22 protein-coding genes are annotated in these 18,324 nt (G+C 58.4%); 17 read left to right on the top strand and 5 right to left on the bottom strand.

The window, feature by feature from the left end; all coding sequences use genetic code 11:
* Window positions 1-81: 81 nt before the first annotated feature.
* The 3 genes from AK821_RS24680 (at window position 82) to AK821_RS24690 (ending at window position 1,751) form a co-directional block, all read left to right on the top strand.
* A complete protein-coding gene (locus AK821_RS24680; protein ID WP_064392393.1) occupies window positions 82-570 on the top strand; it encodes a TIGR00645 family protein in 489 nt (162 codons plus the stop codon).
* 135 nt (window positions 571-705) lie between these two features.
* Window positions 706-1,011: a DUF6482 family protein gene (locus AK821_RS24685; RefSeq protein ID WP_064392395.1), complete on the top strand. Its 306-nt coding sequence runs from the start codon at window positions 706-708 to the stop codon at window positions 1,009-1,011.
* A 122-nt stretch (window positions 1,012-1,133) separates the two neighbouring features.
* Window positions 1,134-1,751 (top strand): FKBP-type peptidyl-prolyl cis-trans isomerase, encoded by a 618-nt coding sequence (locus AK821_RS24690; RefSeq protein WP_008078561.1) that lies wholly within the window; start codon window positions 1,134-1,136, stop codon window positions 1,749-1,751.
* Between the two features lie 146 nt (window positions 1,752-1,897).
* Here the strand turns inward: AK821_RS24690 and AK821_RS24695 are convergent, their stop codons facing one another.
* The 3 genes from AK821_RS24695 to AK821_RS24705 form a co-directional block, all read right to left on the bottom strand.
* Window positions 1,898-2,155, bottom strand: coding sequence for a PA4570 family protein (locus AK821_RS24695; RefSeq protein ID WP_034153845.1), 258 nt, complete (start codon window positions 2,153-2,155; stop codon window positions 1,898-1,900).
* A 206-nt stretch (window positions 2,156-2,361) separates the two neighbouring features.
* Window positions 2,362-2,703 (bottom strand): zinc ribbon domain-containing protein YjdM, encoded by a 342-nt coding sequence (locus tag AK821_RS24700; protein ID WP_064392397.1) that lies wholly within the window; start codon window positions 2,701-2,703, stop codon window positions 2,362-2,364.
* Between the two features lie 146 nt (window positions 2,704-2,849).
* On the bottom strand, window positions 2,850-3,818 hold the full coding sequence (locus tag AK821_RS24705; protein WP_064392399.1) for a polyprenyl synthetase family protein: 969 nt from the start codon (window positions 3,816-3,818) through the stop codon (window positions 2,850-2,852).
* Between the two features lie 240 nt (window positions 3,819-4,058).
* On the opposite strand from AK821_RS24705, the gene rplU reads away from it, so the two are divergent.
* The 5 genes from rplU (at window position 4,059) to AK821_RS24730 (ending at window position 7,816) form a co-directional block, all read left to right on the top strand.
* Window positions 4,059-4,373: a 50S ribosomal protein L21 gene (gene rplU, locus AK821_RS24710; protein WP_003176051.1), complete on the top strand. Its 315-nt coding sequence runs from the start codon at window positions 4,059-4,061 to the stop codon at window positions 4,371-4,373.
* Between the two features lie 35 nt (window positions 4,374-4,408).
* Complete coding sequence (gene rpmA, locus AK821_RS24715; RefSeq protein ID WP_003176049.1) at window positions 4,409-4,666, top strand: 50S ribosomal protein L27; 258 nt, start codon at window positions 4,409-4,411, stop codon at window positions 4,664-4,666.
* A 192-nt stretch (window positions 4,667-4,858) separates the two neighbouring features.
* Window positions 4,859-6,082, top strand: a complete 1,224-nt coding sequence (gene cgtA / locus AK821_RS24720; RefSeq protein WP_064392401.1) for an Obg family GTPase CgtA — start codon at window positions 4,859-4,861, stop codon at window positions 6,080-6,082.
* Window positions 6,083-6,219: 137 nt separating this feature from the next.
* The gene (gene proB, locus AK821_RS24725; RefSeq protein WP_064392404.1) at window positions 6,220-7,338 is read left to right on the top strand and encodes a glutamate 5-kinase; all 1,119 of its coding nucleotides are present in this window, start codon (window positions 6,220-6,222) and stop codon (window positions 7,336-7,338) included.
* Between the two features lie 10 nt (window positions 7,339-7,348).
* On the top strand, window positions 7,349-7,816 hold the full coding sequence (locus AK821_RS24730; RefSeq protein ID WP_064392406.1) for a CreA family protein: 468 nt from the start codon (window positions 7,349-7,351) through the stop codon (window positions 7,814-7,816).
* A gap of 181 nt (window positions 7,817-7,997) precedes the next feature.
* Here AK821_RS24730 and rpsT read toward each other — a convergent pair whose 3' ends face one another.
* On the bottom strand, window positions 7,998-8,270 hold the full coding sequence (rpsT, locus tag AK821_RS24735; protein WP_003228351.1) for a 30S ribosomal protein S20: 273 nt from the start codon (window positions 8,268-8,270) through the stop codon (window positions 7,998-8,000).
* Between the two features lie 252 nt (window positions 8,271-8,522).
* On the opposite strand from rpsT, the gene murJ reads away from it, so the two are divergent.
* The 6 genes from murJ (at window position 8,523) to ispH (ending at window position 16,029) form a co-directional block, all read left to right on the top strand.
* Window positions 8,523-10,061 (top strand): murein biosynthesis integral membrane protein MurJ, encoded by a 1,539-nt coding sequence (gene murJ, locus AK821_RS24740; RefSeq protein WP_064392408.1) that lies wholly within the window; start codon window positions 8,523-8,525, stop codon window positions 10,059-10,061.
* A gap of 129 nt (window positions 10,062-10,190) precedes the next feature.
* Window positions 10,191-11,129, top strand: a complete 939-nt coding sequence (gene ribF / locus AK821_RS24745) for a bifunctional riboflavin kinase/FAD synthetase (RefSeq protein ID WP_064392410.1) — start codon at window positions 10,191-10,193, stop codon at window positions 11,127-11,129.
* 13 nt (window positions 11,130-11,142) lie between these two features.
* Window positions 11,143-13,974, top strand: a complete 2,832-nt coding sequence (gene ileS / locus AK821_RS24750) for an isoleucine--tRNA ligase (protein ID WP_064392412.1) — start codon at window positions 11,143-11,145, stop codon at window positions 13,972-13,974.
* Window positions 13,967-14,479: a signal peptidase II gene (lspA, locus tag AK821_RS24755; protein WP_064392414.1), complete on the top strand. Its 513-nt coding sequence runs from the start codon at window positions 13,967-13,969 to the stop codon at window positions 14,477-14,479. The genes ileS and lspA overlap by 8 nt, the downstream gene beginning before the upstream one ends.
* A gap of 7 nt (window positions 14,480-14,486) precedes the next feature.
* On the top strand, window positions 14,487-14,924 hold the full coding sequence (fkpB, locus tag AK821_RS24760; protein ID WP_175555644.1) for an FKBP-type peptidyl-prolyl cis-trans isomerase: 438 nt from the start codon (window positions 14,487-14,489) through the stop codon (window positions 14,922-14,924).
* A 160-nt stretch (window positions 14,925-15,084) separates the two neighbouring features.
* Window positions 15,085-16,029, top strand: a complete 945-nt coding sequence (gene ispH, locus AK821_RS24765) for a 4-hydroxy-3-methylbut-2-enyl diphosphate reductase (RefSeq protein ID WP_034153853.1) — start codon at window positions 15,085-15,087, stop codon at window positions 16,027-16,029.
* On the opposite strand, the gene AK821_RS24770 is transcribed toward ispH, so the two are convergent.
* Window positions 16,001-16,555, bottom strand: a complete 555-nt coding sequence (locus AK821_RS24770) for a GspH/FimT family pseudopilin (RefSeq protein WP_064392418.1) — start codon at window positions 16,553-16,555, stop codon at window positions 16,001-16,003. The genes ispH and AK821_RS24770 overlap by 29 nt on opposite strands.
* 129 nt (window positions 16,556-16,684) lie before the next feature.
* Between AK821_RS24770 and AK821_RS24775 the strand changes: the two genes are divergently transcribed.
* From AK821_RS24775 to AK821_RS24785, 3 genes are read left to right on the top strand one after another with little or no spacing between them, the layout of a single operon-like run.
* On the top strand, window positions 16,685-17,158 hold the full coding sequence (locus AK821_RS24775; protein ID WP_064392419.1) for a GspH/FimT family pseudopilin: 474 nt from the start codon (window positions 16,685-16,687) through the stop codon (window positions 17,156-17,158).
* Window positions 17,155-17,604, top strand: a complete 450-nt coding sequence (pilV, locus tag AK821_RS24780) for a type IV pilus modification protein PilV (RefSeq protein WP_064392422.1) — start codon at window positions 17,155-17,157, stop codon at window positions 17,602-17,604. The genes AK821_RS24775 and pilV overlap by 4 nt, the downstream gene beginning before the upstream one ends.
* Window positions 17,601-18,314: a PilW family protein gene (locus AK821_RS24785; RefSeq protein ID WP_064392424.1), complete on the top strand. Its 714-nt coding sequence runs from the start codon at window positions 17,601-17,603 to the stop codon at window positions 18,312-18,314. The genes pilV and AK821_RS24785 overlap by 4 nt, the downstream gene beginning before the upstream one ends.
* The last annotated feature ends 10 nt before the right edge of the window (window positions 18,315-18,324 follow it).

An 18,324-nucleotide genomic window follows, 5' to 3' on the forward strand; every position in this document is an offset into this window, starting at 1 on the left:
TGACGGATTTGCGGGCGGTTTCTGGCTGTCATCGGTGGCTGGTATACTCGCCGCCATTTCCAGCCCCCTGTGTGAGAATCAATGGAACGCTTTATCGAAAACGCAATGTACGCCTCGCGCTGGCTGCTGGCGCCGATCTATATCGGGCTGTCCCTCGGGCTGCTGGCGCTGGCACTGAAATTTTTCCAGGAAATCATTCATATTCTGCCCAACGTATTCGCGATGGCCGAGTCGGAACTGATTCTGGTGCTGCTGTCGTTGATCGATATGGCGCTGGTCGGCGGCCTGCTGGTAATGGTGATGATTTCCGGCTACGAGAACTTCGTCTCTGAACTGAACATCGATGAAGGCAAGGAAAAGCTCAGCTGGCTCGGCACCATGGACTCTTCGTCACTGAAGATGAAAGTAGCCGCCTCGATCGTGGCGATCTCCTCGATCCACTTGCTGCGCATCTTCATGGATGCCAAAAACGTCGATCCCGAGCATTTGATGTGGTACGTGATCATCCACATGACCTTCGTCGTTTCGGCGTTCGCCATGGGTTACCTGGACAAGGTCACCAAGCACTGATCAACCGTTGATCGTCGCAAAAACACCGCCCGTCTGTTGTGAAACAGACGGGCGGTGTCGTTTGTGGCTTGTGCTTTAACGCGCGCGGGCATATCCCTGTAGACGTCCTGACTCGTCACTGCACGAGGTGCGTTCATGAACCTGCAAGAGCTGAATGTGTTTGCCATCGCCAGGAAGGTCGATGAGTTGAATCTGATTTCCATGGAAGGCGGGATCTATCTGCTCGAAGCGCGGATGCACGGGGCGGCGTATCCGTTGAGTGATCTCAAGGGCAATATGCTCACGCTGCGTTCGGTGGAGCATGCGCGGGATTTGCTGCATAACTTTCCGGTGCTGCCATTCAACCTCGTACACACCTCGGTACACGATGAAATGTGTGGCCTGGGCCCGAGCAGCGAGGAAAGCCTGAAAGTGCCGCTGGCCTGGCGTTCGGCCCTGTAGTCCTTGCGCTCCATCGCCTGGGCATCTGTGCTAGTCTGCTCGCCCTTTTGGTTCCGGGCGCGCCGGGACGCGCTGTGCACGCACGGCAAGTCTTGTGGCCGTCCGCACAGCGGAGCAGTGTCATGTCCGAAGTAAATCTGTCCACCGACGAAACCCGCGTCAGCTACGGTATCGGCCGTCAGCTGGGTGATCAGCTGCGCGACAACCCGCCACCTGGCGTTAGCCTGGACGCGATCCTGGCTGGCCTGACCGACGCGTTCGCCGGTAAGGAAAGCCGTGTTGGCCAGGAAGAAATGTCCGCCAGCTTCAAGGTTATCCGCGAAATCATGCAAGCCGAAGCCGCTGCCAAAGCTGAAGCCGCTGCTGGCGAAGGCCTGGCCTTCCTGGCTGAAAACGCCAAGCGTGACGGCATCACCACCTTGGCTTCCGGCCTGCAATTCGAAGTGCTGACTCAGGGCGAAGGCGCCAAGCCGACCCGTGAAGATCAAGTACGTACTCACTACCACGGCACCCTGATCGACGGCACTGTGTTCGACAGCTCCTACGAGCGTGGTCAGCCTGCAGAATTCCCGGTTGGCGGCGTGATCGCTGGCTGGACCGAAGCCCTGCAACTGATGAATGCCGGCAGCAAATGGCGCCTGTACGTGCCGAGCGAACTGGCTTACGGCGCTCAAGGCGTTGGCAGCATCCCGCCGCACAGCGTTCTGGTATTCGACGTCGAGCTGCTGGACGTTCTGTAAGACCGGGCCTGCCTTGATGGCGGGCTAATGTAGGAGTGAGCCTGCTCCGGGCGGCGATCCGACGATGGCGGTGTAACAGACAACCAATGTGTTGGATGTTAATCAGTCTTCGCGAGCAGGCTCACTCCTACAGTTTTTACCGAGTTTCATAGTTCTATCTTGTGATGCAGTTCACTGGTCGGGCGCAAGGCCCGGGCATAGCAGAACAGGAACAGATTGCGCACCAGCTCCTTGAGCACCAATGGCTCGCTGGAATTCAGGCTGCTGACGTCCAGATCCCCTTGATCCTGCAGCTCATGCAGGGCTTCTTCTTCAAGCACCGCACAGACTTCACCGGTTTCCCGATGGAGGATTCTGAGGTAAGGGTGTGGGCGATCCAGCCAGGCGTCGATCAGATAAGTCATGGTTCTCATCTCCATTGAATGTGTTTGATGAGAATAATTCTTATTATCTAAATAGCAAGTGCCTATTGGCAGATACTGAATTTTTCCGGGTAAAGATTGCGTAAGGTCAAGACGGCTGGCGTTTGGCTATTGCGCGGTTTTATTGGGGCAGAGCGGAGAGGGTGAAGCACCATCCCACGGCTGGCGCGGGATGGATGACAACAGATTCAGACCTTTCTGACGAACTCGGATTTGAGCTTCATCGGGCCGATGCCGTCGATCTTGCAGTCGATGTCGTGGTCGCCATCGCACAGGCGGATGTTCTTGACCTTGGTGCCGACCTTGACCACCAGCGAGGTGCCCTTGACCTTGAGGTCCTTGATCACGGTGATGGTGTCGCCGTCCTGCAGGACGTTGCCGACCGAATCTTTCTTCACGGCATCATCGGACGCCACTTCGGCTTCGCCACTGGCGGACCACTCGTGGGCGCACTCCGGGCACACCAGTTGGCTACCGTCTTCGTAAGTGAATTCGGAATTGCATTTCGGGCAGGGTGGCAACGTGCTCACTAAGGCTCCTTGGGATGTGGATCGCTAAAAGTCGCACATTGTATAGGGTTTTAGCTTTTCAGGCAGTCAAAAGCAAAAATCGCAGCCCCGACAACCCCTGTAGGAGATGCCGAAGGCTGCGATCTTTCGATCTTGCTATAGCGATATCAGTGCGTACGGGCGACCGCAAACTCACTCAGTTCAACCAGCGCATCCCGATATTCACTAGCCGGCAGTGCCTCAAGGCACTTGATCGCACGGGCCACGTAATCACGGGCCAGTTGCGCGGTGTACTCCAGCGAACCGGACGCTTCCACGGCAATACGGATGCTCTCGAGATCTTCGATGCCGCCTTTCTGAATCGCCTGACGCACCAGTGCAGCCTGTTCGGCCGTACCTTCGCGCATGGTGTAGATCAACGGCAGGGTCGGCTTGCCTTCGGCCAGATCGTCGCCGACGTTCTTGCCCAGGGTTTCCGCATCGCCCTTGTAGTCGAGCAAGTCGTCGACCAGTTGGAACGCCACGCCCAGGTGATCGCCAAAGGTGCGCAGGGCTTCAGCCTGTTCCGGCGTTGCCTGGCACAGGGCTGCGGCGCTGTGGGTCGAAGCCTCGAAGAGCATCGCGGTCTTGCCGCGGATGACTTCCATGTAGGTTTCTTCGGTGGTGCTGGCGTCACGTACCTTGGACAGCTGCAACACTTCGCCTTCGGCGATGATACGCGTGGCCTGGGACAGAATCTTCATCACCGGCATCGAGCCCAGTTCGACCATCATTTCGAACGAGCGCGAGTACAGGAAGTCGCCGACCAGCACGCTTGGAGCATTGCCCCACATGGCGTTGGCGGTCGAGCGGCCTCGGCGCATGCCGGACATGTCGACCACATCGTCATGCAGCAAGGTTGCGGTGTGCAGGAATTCGATGGTCGCGGCGAGCAGACGCAGATCGTCGCCTTCACGACCCAGAGCCTTGCCACACAGCAACACTAATAAAGGACGCAGGCGTTTGCCGCCGGCCGACGTGATGTAATCGCCGATTTTCGATACCAGCGGCACTCGGGAAGTCAGCTGCTTCTTGATGATGCCGTCGACGGCGCTAAAATCGTCCGCCACCGCGCGGTAGAAAGCTTGGGGTTGCATCAGCGAGAGTCGCTCCAGAAGGGTTGCGCGGCATGCTAGGACCCACATCCAGACCTGTCAAGGCGCGATGGACGGCTACTTGCGTGACTGTCGTGGCTTGCGTACAATCGCGCACCCTGAACTTCCTGGGCAGCACCTGCCTTACGCAATTGCAAGCGGGCCTTCCAGCCCCATGCAGCCATGCCAGCCAATACCTCTTCTTATAAAGAGCTGGGTGAGCAGGATTATCGGAGAAATACCATGTCTTATGCAGTAATCGTTACTGGCGGCAAGCAGTACAAAGTCGCCCCAGGTGAATACCTGAAGATCGAAAAACTGGAAATCGCTACCGGCGAATCCGTTACCTTTGATCGCGTTCTGTTGGTTGCCAATGGCGACGACGTGAACATCGGCGCTCCAGTTGTTGCTGGCGCTACTGTTGTGGCTGAAGTGATCTCCCAAGGTCGTCACGATAAAGTCCGCATCATCAAGTTCCGTCGTCGTAAGCACCACATGAAGCGTATGGGCCACCGCCAGTGGTACACCGAGATCAAAATCACCGGTATTCAGGCTTAATTTCAGCCTAATTCCTCACTAGGAGAATTGAACTCATGGCACACAAAAAAGCTGGTGGTAGTACCCGTAACGGTCGCGACTCAGAAGCCAAACGCCTTGGCGTCAAGATGTATGGCGGCCAGAAAATCATTCCGGGCAACATCATCGTGCGTCAGCGCGGCACCCAATTCCACGCCGGTTACGGTGTTGGCATGGGTAAAGATCACACCCTCTTCGCTAAAATCGAAGGCGTGATCAAGTTTGAAGTAAAAGGCGCGTTCAACCGCCGTTACGTGAGCGTTGTCGCAGCTTAATTGCGCAATCGCTGGAAAAGCCCTGTCTCGCGACGGGGCTTTTTCGTTTGTGGGGTGAGTCTCTTGCAAAACTGTTTGTATGGGCTGTCGGCGTACGATGTAGGTCGTGGATGGGGTCGCTGCGCTCATTTTTGCAAGAGTCTTATGTCTTGATTGTTTTTCGGCTCGTCCGTACGGCGAGAGGCGTTGGTTATGAAGTTTGTTGATGAAGTATCGATTCGCGTAAAGGCTGGTGATGGCGGCAATGGCGCCATGAGTTTCCGTCGGGAAAAATTCATCGAAAACGGTGGCCCGAACGGTGGTGATGGCGGTGACGGCGGTTCCATCTACATGATGGCTGACGAAAACCTCAACACCCTGGTCGACTACCGTTACACCCGGCACTTCGATGCCGAGCGTGGCTCCAACGGTGGCAGCACCGACTGCACTGGCAAGAAAGGTGAAGACCTGATCCTGCGTGTGCCGGTCGGCACCACGGTGATCGACTCCGCTACCCAGGAAGTCATCGGCGACCTGACCAAGGCTGGTCAGAAACTGATGGTTGTACAGGGTGGCTGGCACGGTCTGGGTAACACCCGATTCAAATCCAGTACCAACCGTGCGCCGCGTCAGACCACTCCGGGTAAGCCGGGTGAGCAGCGCGATCTGAAACTGGAAATGAAAGTGCTGGCTGACGTCGGTCTGCTGGGCTTGCCGAACGCTGGTAAAAGTACCTTTATCCGTTCGGTATCGGCCGCCAAGCCGAAAGTCGCTGACTACCCGTTCACCACGCTGGTGCCGAACCTCGGTGTGGTCAGCGTCGATCGCTGGAAGAGCTTCGTCGTCGCGGATATCCCGGGTCTGATCGAAGGTGCTTCCGACGGTGCCGGCCTTGGCATTCGCTTCCTCAAGCACTTGGCGCGTACGCGTCTGCTGCTGCACCTCGTCGACATGGCGCCGCTGGATGATTCCAGTGCGCCGGATGCTGCCGAAGTGATCGTCAACGAGCTGATCAAGTTCAGCCCGTCCCTGGCGGAGCGCGATCGCTGGCTGGTGCTGAACAAGTGCGACCAGATCCTCGAAGAGGACCACGAAGAGCGCGTCAAGGAAATCGTTGATCGCCTGGAGTGGACGGGTCCGGTCTACGTGATCTCGGCCATCGCCAAGATTGGTACCGAGCGTCTGTGCCACGACATCATGCGTTATATGGAGGATCGTGCCGATCGCCTGGCCGCAGATCCTGCGTACAAGGAAGAGCTGGCTGACCTCGATCAGCGCATCGAAGACGAAGCTCGCGCGCAGCTGCAGGCGCTGGATGACAAGCGTGCCCTGCGTCGCAGTGGCGTGAAGTCGGTCCATGACATCGGTGACGATGACTGGGACGAAGAAGATGTGGATGACGAAGACGGTCCGGAAATCATTTACGTGCGTGACTGATCTGTTGCGATAAACTTGAACGCCGCTCAATCGAGCGGCGTTTTAGTATCTGGAAATCGATCGTTGGTCGGCAATAGTCAAGAATAACGTCACGGGCGGCGCTGGGTCGCGCAGCCCTCAAGCTAAGGTTGAAGATGATGCGGAGCAAGGTGACAGGTGCGCAGCGTTGGGTCGTGAAGATCGGCAGCGCTTTGCTGACGGCTGACGGCAAAGGGCTGGATCGTGCGGCAATGAGTGTCTGGGTCGAGCAGATGGTGGCTCTGCATGAGGCGGGCGTCGAGTTGGTGCTGGTGTCCTCGGGGGCAGTGGCGGCCGGCATGAGCCGTTTGGGTTGGACCGCACGACCCAGTGCGATGCATGAGCTCCAGGCGGCTGCGGCAATTGGTCAGATGGGCTTGGTGCAGGCGTGGGAATCGAGCTTCGCCGAGCATGGCCGGCACACTGCACAGATTCTCCTGACCCACGACGACTTGTCCGACCGCAAGCGCTACCTGAATGCTCGCAGCACTCTGCGCGCACTGGTCGAGCTGAAAGTCATCCCGGTGATCAACGAAAACGACACCGTGGTCACCGACGAAATCCGATTCGGCGACAACGATACGCTGGCGGCGCTGGTGGCCAACCTGGTCGAGGCTGATCTGCTGGTGATCCTTACTGATCGCGACGGCATGTTCGACGCTGATCCGCGTAATAACCCCGATGCGCAGATGATTTACGAAGCGCGCGCCGATGATCCTGCGCTCGACGCGGTGGCGGGCGGTACGGGTGGTGCGCTGGGGCGTGGCGGCATGCAGACCAAATTGCGCGCGGCGCGGTTGGCGGCGCGTTCCGGTGCGCACACGATTATTGTCGGTGGGCGTCTGGAGCGTGTGCTTGATCGCCTGAAGGCGGGTGAGCGCATTGGCACATTGTTGTCGCCTGAGCGCGGCATGCTCGCGGCGCGCAAGCAATGGCTGGCCGGGCATCTGCAAACCCGTGGCACGCTGGTGTTGGATGAGGGTGCTGTTTCGGCATTGTCCAAGGGCAACAAAAGTCTGCTGCCTGTAGGCGTCAAACTGGTTCAAGGCAGCTTCCGTCGCGGCGAAATGGTGGTCTGCGTGGCGCCGGATGGTCGTGAGATCGCGCGTGGCCTGGCCAACTACAGCGCGCTGGAAGCGCAGAAAATTATCGGTCAGTCGTCGGATGCGATTGTCGGTGTGCTCGGTTACATGGCGGAGCCGGAACTGGTTCACCGTGACAACCTGATTCTCGTTTAAGGAAAACTCGATGCGTTTAGCGAAAGGATTGTTGGGCTTGCTGATGGCGATGCCATTGCTGGCTTCGGCCGAAGAGATCGGTCAGGTGTCGACGGTGTTCAAGTTTGTCGGGCCGAATGACCGTATTGTCGTTGAGGCTTTCGATGATCCTAAAGTCGAGGGCGTGACCTGCTACCTGTCGCGCGCCAAGACTGGCGGAGTGAAGGGCGGTCTGGGCCTGGCCGAGGATCGTGCCGAAGCCTCGATCGCTTGCCGTCAGGTCGGCCCGATCAAGTTCAAGGGCGAGCTGAAGGATGGTGATGAGGTGTTCAAGGAGCGCACTTCGCTGGTATTCAAAACCATGCAGGTGGTGCGTTTCCTCGACAAGAAGCGCAACACGCTGGTGTATCTGGTCTATAGCGACCGCTTGATTGAAGGCAGTCCGCAGAATGCCGTGACCGCCATCCCGATCCTGCCGTGGGTTCCGGTCCAGCAATAACGCCGCAAAACCAACTGTAGGAGTGAGCCTGCTCGCGATGGCGGTATGTCAGTCAATATTGCATCGACTGACACGCCGCCATCGCGAGCAGGCTCACTCCTACATTTTTTTGCGCTGGATTTGTTAAATCACAGGCAATAAAAAACCGACCCTAAGGTCGGTTTTTTAATGACTACGTCGATTAAGCAGCTTCTTTCAGCGCTTTAACGTGGCCATTCAGACGGCTCTTATGACGAGCAGCCTTGTTCTTGTGGATGATGCCTTTATCGGCCATACGGTCGATAACTGGCACAGCCAGAACGTATGCAGCTTGAGCTTTTTCAGCGTCTTTTGCGTCGATGGCTTTAACTACATTCTTGATGTAGGTGCGAACCATGGAACGCAGGCTGGCGTTGTGGCTGCGACGCTTCTCAGCCTGTTTTGCACGTTTTTTGGCGGAAGGTGAGTTGGCCACCGTCGAGCTCCTCGAAAGACTTTTTAGGAAATAGCAAACAAAATAGGCCGCGAATCATGCCGATGAAGAGAAGTCTTGTCAAGGGCACTTGAAACGTTCCGCTAAGTGGTAGGTATAAAGAGGCGGGATATTTATTTCCGGCGCTTGACCTGTAAACTCGCGAGCTTTGGCTCTGTGCTGCTGCGGCGCGGAGTATCGCACAAGTAGGCGCTTTGTTCGCCTGCTGTTTATCGACAGGCACAAATTCCCTCAATGAATCTGCTCAAATCGTTGGCCGCCGTCAGCTCTATCACGATGCTTTCCCGGGTTCTGGGGTTTGTTCGTGACACGCTGATTGCTCGTACATTCGGTGCCGGGATGGCGACGGACGCCTTCTTTATCGCCTTCAAGTTGCCCAATCTGCTGCGAAGAATCTTTGCCGAGGGCGCTTTCTCCCAAGCATTTGTGCCGATTCTTGCGGAATACAAAAGTCAGCAGGGTGAGGAAGCGACGCGTACGTTCATTGCTTACGTGTCAGGTTTGCTGACGCTGGTATTGGCGGTGGTGACCGCGCTGGGCATGATCGCCGCACCCTGGGTGATCTGGGCAACGGCTCCGGGCTTTACCGATACGCCGGAAAAATTCCAGCTCACCTCGGACCTGCTGCGGGTGACCTTCCCCTATATATTGCTCATCTCGCTGTCCTCGCTAGCGGGCGCGATTCTCAATACCTGGAACCGTTTCTCGGTGCCGGCCTTCGTGCCGACCCTGCTCAACGTCAGCATGATCGTATTTGCGCTGTTCCTCACGCCGTACTTCGATCCACCGGTCATGGCCCTCGGCTGGGCGGTGTTGGTCGGTGGCCTGGCGCAATTGCTCTATCAACTGCCGCACCTGAAAAAGATCGGCATGCTGGTGCTGCCACGTCTTAACCTGCGTGATACCGGCGTATGGCGCGTGATGAAGCAAATGCTGCCGGCGATTCTTGGTGTGTCGGTCAGCCAGATTTCCCTGATCATCAACACCATCTTCGCCTCGTTTCTGGTCGCAGGCTCGGTATCGTGGATGTATTACGCCGACCGTTTGATGGAATTGCCTTCCGGGGTGTTGGGCGTGGCGTTGGGCACGATTCTGCTGCCTACGCTGGCGAAAACCTATGCGAGCAAGGATCGTCACGAGTATTCGCGGATTCTCGATTGGGGCCTGCGTCTGTGCTTTGTGCTGGTGCTGCCGTGTGCGCTGGCGCTGGGGATTCTCGCCGAGCCGCTGACCGTTTCGCTGTTTCAGTACGGTCAGTTCAGTGGCTTCGATGCCGAAATGACTCAGCGCGCGCTGATTGCTTATTCTGTCGGGCTACTCGGCATTATCGTGATCAAAGTGTTGGCGCCGGGCTTTTATGCGCAACAGAACATCCGAACCCCGGTGAAAATCGCAATCTTCACGCTGGTGGTTACTCAGTTGTTCAACCTGGTGCTGATCGGTCCGCTGGCTCACGCCGGTCTGGCCCTGGCAATCAGTGCCGGTGCCTGCCTGAACGCCGGATTGCTGTTCTATCAACTGCGCAAGCAGCAGATGTATCAGCCGCAGCCGGGCTGGGCCAAATTCGGCTTCAAACTGGTGGTCGCAGTGGCGGTGATGTCGGCAGTGCTGCTGATCGGCATGCATTTCATGCCCGCGTGGGATCAAGGGCACATGCTTGAGCGCTTCCTGCGTCTGGGCGCACTGGTCGCGGCGGGCGTGGTGGCTTATTTCGGTATGTTGCTGCTGCTTGGTTTCCGCCTGCGCGACTTCAATCGCAAGGCCTTGAGCTAAGGTTTTTGCCTTTATAAACGGGCGCGGGCCGGCAGTTTTGTCGGCTCGATCACTTTGCGTTACGGTGTTGCCTGTCGTCGACCGTCGGGTGTGGTTATAATCGACCACTTTATGAGCAAGAAGCGCGTTATGCAGCTGGTTCGAGGCCTCCACAACTTGCGCCCCCAGCATCGGGGCTGCGTCGCCACTATTGGCAACTTTGACGGTGTTCACCGTGGTCACCAGGCTATCCTGGCCCGACTGCGTGAGCGTGCGCTCGAGTTGGGCGTACCCAGCTGCGTGGTGATTTTCGAGCCGCAGCCACGGGAATTCTTTGCCCCCGAGACTGCGCCGGCGCGTCTGGCACGGTTGCGCGACAAACTGCAACTGCTGGCCGCCGAAGGCGTTGACCGGGTGTTGTGCCTGGCCTTCAACCAGCGCCTGAGCAAGCTCAGCGCCAGTGAATTCGTCGATACCATTCTCGTTGATGGTCTTGGCGTGCAGCATCTTGAGGTTGGTGACGATTTCCGTTTTGGCTGCGACCGCCTCGGCGATTTCGACTTCCTGTTGCAGGCCGGGCAGATGCGCGGTTTTACCGTTGAAGCGGCACAAACCGTCGAGCTGGACGGCATTCGCGTCAGCAGCACACAAGTGCGTAACGCCTTGGCCGCTGCCGACTTTGCCTTGGCCGAACGTTTGCTCGGCCGCCCGTACCGGATCGCCGGTCGCGTGCTGCACGGCCAGAAGCTGGCCCGGCAACTGGGTACGCCCACTGCCAATATTCAACTCAAGCGTCGTCGCGTGCCGTTCACCGGAGTCTATCTGGTGGATGTCGATATCGACGGCAAGACCTGGCCCGGCGTCGCCAATATCGGCGTACGGCCCACGGTGCAAGGTGATGGCAAGGCCCACCTTGAAGTTCATCTTCTAGATTTTGCCGGCGATCTGTATGACCGGCGTTTGACGGTGGTTTTCCACCAAAAGCTGCGTGAAGAGCAGCGCTTCGCCTCCCTGGAGGCATTGAAAACGGCGATCAATGCGGATGTCGCCACCGCCCGTGCACTAGCCGCACCTAGCGCCCATCGCTAATGAAGAGCCTTAAATGACCGACTATAAAGCCACGCTTAACCTTCCGGACACCGCCTTCCCAATGAAGGCCGGCCTGCCACAGCGCGAACCGCAGATTCTGCAGCGCTGGGACAGTATTGGCCTGTACGGAAAGTTGCGCGAGATTGGCAAGGATCGTCCGAAGTTCGTTCTGCATGACGGCCCTCCGTATGCCAACGGCACGATCCACATCGGTCACGCACTGAACAAGATTCTCAAGGACATGATCATCCGCTCGAAGACCCTGTCGGGCTTCGACGCGCCGTATGTTCCGGGTTGGGACTGCCACGGCCTGCCGATCGAGCACAAGGTTGAAGTGACCCATGGCAAAAACCTGGGCGCGGATAAAACCCGCGAACTGTGCCGTGCCTACGCCACCGAGCAGATCGAAGGGCAGAAGTCCGAGTTCATCCGTCTCGGCGTGCTGGGCGATTGGGCCAACCCGTACAAGACCATGGATTTCAAGAACGAGGCCGGTGAAATCCGCGCCCTCGCTGAAATCGTCAAGGGCGGTTTCGTGTTCAAGGGCCTCAAGCCGGTGAACTGGTGCTTCGACTGCGGTTCGGCCTTGGCTGAAGCGGAAGTCGAGTACGAGAACAAAAAGTCCTCGACCATCGACGTAGCATTCCCGATCGCTGACGAAGCCAAACTGGCTGCCGCGTTCGGTCTGCCGTCGCTGAGCAAGCCTGCCTCGATCGTGATCTGGACCACCACCCCGTGGACCATCCCGGCCAACCAGGCGCTGAACGTGCACCCGGAATTCAACTACGCGCTGGTTGATGTCGGTGACAAGCTGCTGGTACTGGCCGAAGAGCTGGTCGAAGCGTGCCTGGCTCGTTACAGCGTGGAAGGTTCGGTCATCGCCACCACCACCGGTAAAGAACTTGAGCTGATCAACTTCCGTCACCCGTTCTACGACCGTCTGTCGCCGGTGTACCTGGCTGACTACGTCGAACTGGGCGCTGGCACTGGCGTGGTTCACTCCGCTCCGGCCTACGGCGTGGACGACTTCGTGACCTGCAAGAAATACGGCATGGTCAACGACGACATCCTCAATCCGGTGCAGAGCAACGGCGTATACGTGCCGTCGCTGGAATTCTTCGGCGGCCAGTTCATCTGGAAGGCCAACCCGGCCATCGTCGACAAACTGACCGAAGTCGGTGCGCTGATGCACACCACCGTCATCGAACACAGCTACATGCACTGCTGGCGCCACAAGACCCCGCTGATCTACCGCGCCACCGCGCAGTGGTTCATCGGCATGGACAAAGAGCCAACCAGCGGCGACACCCTGCGTGTGCGCTCGCTCAAAGCCATCGAAGACACCCAGTTCGTGCCGGCCTGGGGCCAGGCGCGTCTGCATTCGATGATCGCCAACCGTCCGGACTGGTGCATCTCGCGTCAGCGCAACTGGGGCGTGCCGATCCCGTTCTTCCTCAACAAGGAAAGCGGCGAGCTGCACCCACGCACCGTTGAACTGATGGAAGAAGTCGCCAAGCGCGTTGAAGTCGAAGGCATCGAAGCCTGGTTCAAGATGGACGCTGCCGAACTGCTCGGCGACGAAGCGCCGCTGTACGACAAGATCAGCGACACCCTCGACGTCTGGTTCGATTCGGGTACCACGCACTGGCACGTCCTGCGCGGTTCGCACCCGATGGGTCACGAAAGCGGCCCGCGTGCCGACCTGTACCTGGAAGGTTCCGACCAACACCGTGGCTGGTTCCACTCGTCGTTGCTGACCGGTTGCGCCATCGACAATCACGCGCCGTACCGCGAACTGCTGACCCACGGTTTCACCGTCGACGAAGCCGGCCGCAAGATGTCCAAGTCTTTGGGCAACGTAATCGCGCCGCAGAAAGTCAACGACACCCTGGGCGCTGACATCATGCGTCTGTGGGTCGCTTCGACCGACTACTCCGGTGAGATGGCGGTTTCCGACCAGATTCTGCAGCGCAGTGCGGACGCCTATCGTCGTATCCGTAACACCGCGCGCTTCCTGCTCTCGAACCTGACCGGTTTCAACCCGGCCACCGACATCCTGCCGGCTGAAGAAATGCTCGCGCTGGATCGTTGGGCGGTCGACCGCACCTTGCTGCTGCAACGCGAACTGCAAGAGCACTACGGCGAATACCGTTTCTGGAACGTCTACTCGAAGATCCACAACTTCTGCGTGCAGGAGCTGGGCGGTTTCTACCTCGACATCATCAAGGACCGTCAGTACACAACTGGCGCCAACAGCAAGGCCCGCCGTTCGGCGCAAACCGCGCTGTTCCACATCTCCGAAGCGCTGGTGCGCTGGATCGCGCCGATCCTCGCTTTCACTGCCGATGAACTGTGGGAATACCTGCCGGGCGAGCGCAACGAATCGGTCATGCTCAACACCTGGTACGAAGGTCTGACCGAACTGCCGGCCGACGTTGAACTGGGCCGCGACTACTGGGAACGCGTAATGGCGGTCAAAGTAGCGGTCAACAAGGAAATGGAAATCCAGCGCGCGGCCAAGGCCGTCGGTGGCAACCTGCAAGCCGAAGTGACGCTGTACGCCGAAGACGCGCTGAGCGCCGATCTGGCCAAGCTGAGCAACGAACTGCGCTTTGTCCTGATCACTTCGACCGCAAGCGTTGCGCCGTTCGTTCAGGCTCCGGCCGATGCGGTAGTGACTGAAGTCAGCGGCCTGAAGCTGAAGATCGTCAAATCGGTCTTCCCGAAATGCGCCCGTTGCTGGCACTGCCGTGAAGACGTCGGCGTAAACCCGGAACATCCGGAAATCTGTGGTCGTTGCGTCGACAACATCAGCGGCGCTGGCGAGGTTCGTCACTATGCCTAATGCCGTTGGCCGTTTCGGACGGTTGAGCTGGCTCTGGTTGAGTTTGCTGGTTCTGGTCATCGACCAGGCCAGCAAGTTCTACTTCGAAGGCAAGCTCGAAATGTATCAACAGATTGTGGTGATCCCTGATTACTTCAGCTGGACCTTGGCCTACAACACCGGCGCTGCCTTCAGCTTCCTCGCTGACAGCTCCGGCTGGCAGCGCTGGCTGTTTGCCCTGATCGCAATTGTGGTCAGCGCCGTGCTGGTGGTCTGGCTCAAGCGCCTGGGCCGCAACGAAACCTGGCTGGCCGTCGCTTTGGCGTTGGTGCTGGGCGGCGCGCTGGGCAATCTGTATGACCGCATTGCCCTCGGCCATGTGATCGATTTCATTCTGGTGCACTGGCAGAACCGCCATCATTTCCCGGCGTTCAACTTCGCCGACAGCGCGATTACCGTTGGCGCGATAATGCTGGCACTGGATATGTTCAAAACCAAGAAAACCGAAGAGGCCGTTCATGACTGATCAGGTATTGGCTGAGCAACGCATTGGCCAGAACACGGAAGTCACTTTGCACTTTGCATTGCGCCTGGAGAACGGCGACACCGTCGACAGTACGTTCGACAAAGCCCCGGCGACCTTCAAGGTCGGCGACGGCAACCTGCTGCCGGGTTTCGAAGCGGCGCTGTTCGGCTTCAAGGCCGGCGACAAGCGCACGCTGACCGTCGAGCCGGAAAACGCCTTCGGCCAGCCGAACCCGCAGAACGTGCAGATCATTCCACGTTCGCAGTTCGTCGATATGGAGTTGTCGCCGGGTTTGCTGGTGATCTTCAACGATGCGGCCAATACTGAGCTGCCGGGCGTGGTGAAAGAGTTCGACGACACGCAAGTGACCATCGACTTCAACCACCCGCTGTCGGGCAAGACGCTGACCTTTGACGTCGAGATCATCAACGTTAAAGCGATCTAACTGACTCTATAGAGTCAAATGTGGGAGCGAGCCTGCTCGCGAATGCTGACTGACATTCAACATAGATGTTGTCTGACACACCGCTTTCGCGAGCAGGCTCGCTCCCACAATGTTTTCCACCGTTTTCGCTATTTCTTGCGCGCAAGACACGAGGCACAGCATGCAAATCAAACTCGCCAACCCCCGTGGCTTCTGCGCCGGCGTGGACCGGGCGATCGAAATCGTCAACCGTGCCCTGGAAGTCTTCGGGCCGCCGATCTACGTGCGTCATGAAGTGGTGCACAACAAGTTCGTCGTCGAAGACCTGCGCAGTCGTGGCGCGATCTTCGTCGAAGAACTGGATCAGGTGCCGGATGACGTCATCGTCATTTTCAGTGCTCACGGCGTTTCCCAGGCTGTGCGTACTGAAGCCGCTGGCCGAGGCCTGAAAGTATTCGATGCCACCTGCCCACTGGTTACCAAGGTGCACATCGAAGTGGCGAAATACAGCCGCGACGGTCGTGAGTGCATCCTGATCGGCCACGCCGGTCACCCGGAAGTCGAAGGCACCATGGGCCAGTACGACGGCAGCAATGGCGGCGCGATTTACCTCGTTGAAGACGAGAAAGACGTTGCCGAGTTGCAGGTGCACAATCCGGAAAAACTGGCTTTCGTTACTCAGACCACGCTGTCGATGGACGACACCAGTCGCGTCATCGATGCCTTGCGCACGCGCTTCCCGGCCATCGGCGGTCCGCGCAAGGACGACATTTGCTATGCCACGCAAAACCGTCAGGACGCGGTCAAGCAATTGGCCGACGAGTGTGACGTCGTGCTGGTCGTCGGCAGCCCGAACAGCTCCAACTCCAACCGCTTGCGTGAGCTGGCTGAACGCATGGCCACGCCGGCCTACCTGATCGACGGCGCCGAAGACCTGCAAAAGAGCTGGTTCGACGGTGTCGAGCGTATCGGCATTACCGCTGGTGCTTCGGCACCGGAAGTGTTGGTGCGTGGCGTGATCCAGCAATTGCAGGCTTGGGGCGCCACCGGTGCCGACGAACTGGCCGGGCGTGAAGAGAACATTACCTTCTCGATGCCTAAAGAGCTGCGCGTGCGTTCGATCTGACGCTTTTGGCTTTCTGACACAACGCCTGTTCAGCGCTTTTGCTGCTCAGGCGCACGCGACCGGTCGCTGCCAGCACTATCTGCTGCCGGCTGACCGGTTCGTCAGCCGAACAGATATGTAATGTCCCTGCCTGAAAGGCCCGACCGGGCATCAGTGGTTGTCCCAGACTGCTGAATCTGATGTAACGACTGACCAGCCAGTTGCCGACAACCGGCACCTTCGCCTCGCTCGCGTGCTCCACCAGCAGCGGATTGCTGCTGTCTTTCGGCCCGTTGCCGCTGATATCCAGAATGATCCGCCAGCCTTGGCTCCAGTCGCCATCGATGCCATGAATCACCACGCTCTGATTACGGGTAATGGCCAGTGTTCGCGCGTTGCGGATACCGTCGAGCAGCGACTGCGCGGCCTGATCACGCAGGTTCGATTCGCGCAGTGCCGCAAATGACGGACTGACCAGCAGCAGAACAATTGCGCCGATCGCCAGTCCCATAAGCAGTTCTACCAGGCTGAAACCTTGTTGCGGCATGCAAACTCCCTCCGTGGAGTGTGATGAGCGGCGCGATCCTTACGCCGCGCAAGGCAAATCAACCGACATGGGCCGGTTGAATGTTCTAGCGTGTAAAGCAGGTATAGCCGACGGCAACGGAGGGCATCGATGGATCTTCGTACAAAAGGTTTCACGCTGATCGAGTTGCTGGTCGCATTGGCGATATTTGTCATCCTGATTACTTTGGCAATACCGTCGTTTACTCGAACCATACAAAGCAGCAGGGCCGATACCGAAATGGGCGACCTGCGACGTGCGATCAATTACGCCAGGCTCGAAGCCATTGATCGCGGCACCACCCTGCGCCTGCGGCCAAGCGCCGGCGGCAGCGTGTGGACCGGCGAATTGGCGGTCTATGACAGTACTGGCACTTCGGCCAATGTATTGCGGGTTGTTCCAGCGATGAGCAGCGGCGCCACTCTGACGCTAACCTCTGGAGTGACCGCGCTGGATTTCAACAACCTCGGCGGTCTGGCGGTGCCGTCCACAGCGGTGGTCATCAGTTACACGCTGGGAACGCAAAGCAGGACGCTGAACGTGTGTTTGAACGGACGAATACAATTGGGTGGAAGTTGCGGATGAGGGCAGGGAGTCAACATATACAGCAGGGTATGACGCTGATCGAGGTGCTGGTCGCGTTGCTGATTCTGACGGTCGGGCTGCTGGGCGCGGCGGCGGTGCAACTGAATGCGCTGAAGTACACCGACAGTTCGCGGATGACCAGCCAGGCCAGTTTCATCGCCTACGACATGATGGACCGCATCCGCGCCAACTCCGGCGCCGACTACACCATTACGCCTCCGACCTCGGGCAATCTCAGCGTTGCGCGGGATCAGGATCTCTACGATTTCACCACCAATATCATCAATTTCGGCGGGCCGACGGCGACCGGCAGCATCGCGCTCAATCAGCGGGTCTACACCATCACCATCAACTGGAGTGACGCACGGGCAGCCAACACCGCCAGTGCTCAACGCAGTTTTGTGCTGACTAGCCGTGCAGCAGTTGATCCGGTGGCTACGCCATGAAGCGGCGAAACCGTGGATTCGGTCTGATCGAATTACTCATCGCTTTGGCATTGGGGCTGATCGTGGTGCTGGGCGTGGTGCAGATATTCATCGCGGCAAAAAACACCTATGTCAGCCAGAACACTGCCGCGGCGATGCAGGAAGACGCCCGGTTTGTGTTGAGCAAAATGATTCAGGAAATTCGCATGGTCGGGATGTTCGGCTGTCTTGGCACCATCACCGATTCGAGCAGCGCAGGTGATTTCAACGCCTCGCAGGTCACACCGATCAGTTGGGACAATGCCAACCTCAAACTGACGCTGGTCACTGCCGATATTGGCAGCGGCGGCGGCACGCCAACCTGGACAGTGGTTTCCGATTGCCGCAACAGCGCCACGGCGTACACGGGTTTACGAGCGGCGGCGAGCGGGCAGATCGCGTTCCCGATCCGGCGTCTGATCTACAGCTTCAGCAACAATCAGATTCTCATGGGCACCGGCAGCGGCACACCGACCCAGCAGGTGCTGGTGAACAACGTCAGTGCTTTCAACGTCACGTTCGGTCTGGCCAGTTCGGCGACGGATGTGGCGGCCTCGACCTACAGCGCCAACCCCGCCGATCCGGCACGCATTCGCAGCGTGCGGCTGAGCCTGACCCTCAACGATCCGAGCAATCGGGTGCGCAATCAAACCTTCAACGTGGTTGCCGCTTTGCGCAACCGCTTGCAGTGAGGGGCGCGGC

Source organism: Pseudomonas sp. RIT-PI-r (assembly GCF_001297015.1).
Taxonomy (GTDB): domain Bacteria; phylum Pseudomonadota; class Gammaproteobacteria; order Pseudomonadales; family Pseudomonadaceae; genus Aquipseudomonas.

Excerpts from the sequence above, each read along its gene's own strand:
- rplU (WP_003176051.1), top strand. The coding sequence starts at position 4,059 with ATGTCTTATGCAGTAATCGTTACTGGCGGCAAGCAGTACAAAGTCGCC.
- AK821_RS24785 (WP_064392424.1), top strand. The coding sequence starts at position 17,601 with ATGAAGCGGCGAAACCGTGGATTCGGTCTGATCGAATTACTCATCGCT.
- AK821_RS24685 (WP_064392395.1), top strand. The coding sequence starts at position 706 with ATGAACCTGCAAGAGCTGAATGTGTTTGCCATCGCCAGGAAGGTCGAT.
- ileS (WP_064392412.1), top strand. The coding sequence starts at position 11,143 with ATGACCGACTATAAAGCCACGCTTAACCTTCCGGACACCGCCTTCCCA.
- pilV (WP_064392422.1), top strand. The coding sequence starts at position 17,155 with ATGAGGGCAGGGAGTCAACATATACAGCAGGGTATGACGCTGATCGAG.
- ribF (WP_064392410.1), top strand. The coding sequence starts at position 10,191 with ATGCAGCTGGTTCGAGGCCTCCACAACTTGCGCCCCCAGCATCGGGGC.
- cgtA (WP_064392401.1), top strand. The coding sequence starts at position 4,859 with ATGAAGTTTGTTGATGAAGTATCGATTCGCGTAAAGGCTGGTGATGGC.
- proB (WP_064392404.1), top strand. The coding sequence starts at position 6,220 with ATGCGGAGCAAGGTGACAGGTGCGCAGCGTTGGGTCGTGAAGATCGGC.
- ispH (WP_034153853.1), top strand. The coding sequence starts at position 15,085 with ATGCAAATCAAACTCGCCAACCCCCGTGGCTTCTGCGCCGGCGTGGAC.
- AK821_RS24680 (WP_064392393.1), top strand. The coding sequence starts at position 82 with ATGGAACGCTTTATCGAAAACGCAATGTACGCCTCGCGCTGGCTGCTG.
- rpmA (WP_003176049.1), top strand. The coding sequence starts at position 4,409 with ATGGCACACAAAAAAGCTGGTGGTAGTACCCGTAACGGTCGCGACTCA.
- AK821_RS24705 (WP_064392399.1), bottom strand. The coding sequence starts at position 3,818 with ATGCAACCCCAAGCTTTCTACCGCGCGGTGGCGGACGATTTTAGCGCC.
- murJ (WP_064392408.1), top strand. The coding sequence starts at position 8,523 with ATGAATCTGCTCAAATCGTTGGCCGCCGTCAGCTCTATCACGATGCTT.
- AK821_RS24775 (WP_064392419.1), top strand. The coding sequence starts at position 16,685 with ATGGATCTTCGTACAAAAGGTTTCACGCTGATCGAGTTGCTGGTCGCA.
- AK821_RS24690 (WP_008078561.1), top strand. The coding sequence starts at position 1,134 with ATGTCCGAAGTAAATCTGTCCACCGACGAAACCCGCGTCAGCTACGGT.
- AK821_RS24770 (WP_064392418.1), bottom strand. The coding sequence starts at position 16,555 with ATGCCGCAACAAGGTTTCAGCCTGGTAGAACTGCTTATGGGACTGGCG.
- AK821_RS24730 (WP_064392406.1), top strand. The coding sequence starts at position 7,349 with ATGCGTTTAGCGAAAGGATTGTTGGGCTTGCTGATGGCGATGCCATTG.
- lspA (WP_064392414.1), top strand. The coding sequence starts at position 13,967 with ATGCCTAATGCCGTTGGCCGTTTCGGACGGTTGAGCTGGCTCTGGTTG.
- AK821_RS24695 (WP_034153845.1), bottom strand. The coding sequence starts at position 2,155 with ATGACTTATCTGATCGACGCCTGGCTGGATCGCCCACACCCTTACCTC.